Raw genomic sequence first — 825 nt, 5'->3', positions numbered from 1 at the left:
CGGAGCCACCACCACAATGGCGGTGGAGCTGCACCCGCCAGGGCCGGTGGCCGTGACGGTGTAGCTGCCCGGCAGGTTCACTGTGGCGATGGCACTGCCGTTCTGGGTGATGATGGCTCCCAATGGACCTGCAAAGCTGTAGCTGATCACGCCCGTCGTGGAGGTAGTCGCTGTCAAGGTAGCCGTCAAAGCCGTGCAGCTCAGGGCCGCANGCCGGTGGCCGTGACGGTATAGCTGCCTGGCAGGTTCACCGTCGCTACGGCACTGCCGTTCTGGGTAATCACCGCCCCCAGCGGACCCACAAAGCTGTAACTGATCACGCCCGTGCTGGAGGTGGTCGCCGTCAGTGTCGCCGTCAGGGCCGTGCAGCTTAACCCACTGCTCACCGTCAGGCTCAGGTTCTGGGGCGCTGCCGGGGCCGGAGCCACCACCACAATGGCGGTGGAGCTGCACCCACCAGGGCCGGTGGCCGTGACGGTGTAGCTGCCCGGCAGGTTCACTGTGGCGATGGCACTGCCGTTCTGGGTGATGATGGCTCCCAATGGACCCACAAAGCTGTAGCTGATCACGCCCGTGCTGGAGGTGGTCGCCGTCAGTGTCGCCGTCAAAGCCGTGCAGCTCAGGGCCGCACTCACCGTCAGGCTCAGGTTCTGAGGGGCTGCCGGGGCCGGGGCGACCACCACAATGGCGGTGGAGCTGCACCCGCCAGGGCCGGTGGCCGTGACGGTGTAGCTGCCCGGCAGGTTCACTGTGGCGATGGCACTGCCGTTCTGGGTGATGATGGCTCCCAATGGACCTGCAAAGCTGTAACTGATCACGCCCGTG

Annotated in this window: 1 protein-coding gene; it reads right to left on the bottom strand. The window is 66.0% G+C overall.

Annotated features, from left to right (window positions below; translation table 11 throughout):
• A partial coding sequence (locus ABD949_RS04495; protein ID WP_345241033.1) for a hypothetical protein occupies window positions 1-189 on the bottom strand: 189 nt, incomplete at its 3' end.
• Window positions 190-825: the final 636 nt, after the last annotated feature.

This window comes from Nibrella saemangeumensis (genome assembly GCF_039541915.1).
In the GTDB taxonomy this organism is placed as follows: domain Bacteria; phylum Bacteroidota; class Bacteroidia; order Cytophagales; family Spirosomataceae; genus Nibrella; species Nibrella saemangeumensis.
The sequence above is the reverse complement of the archived record's forward strand: the minus strand, read 5'-3'. Positions and strand labels throughout refer to the sequence as shown.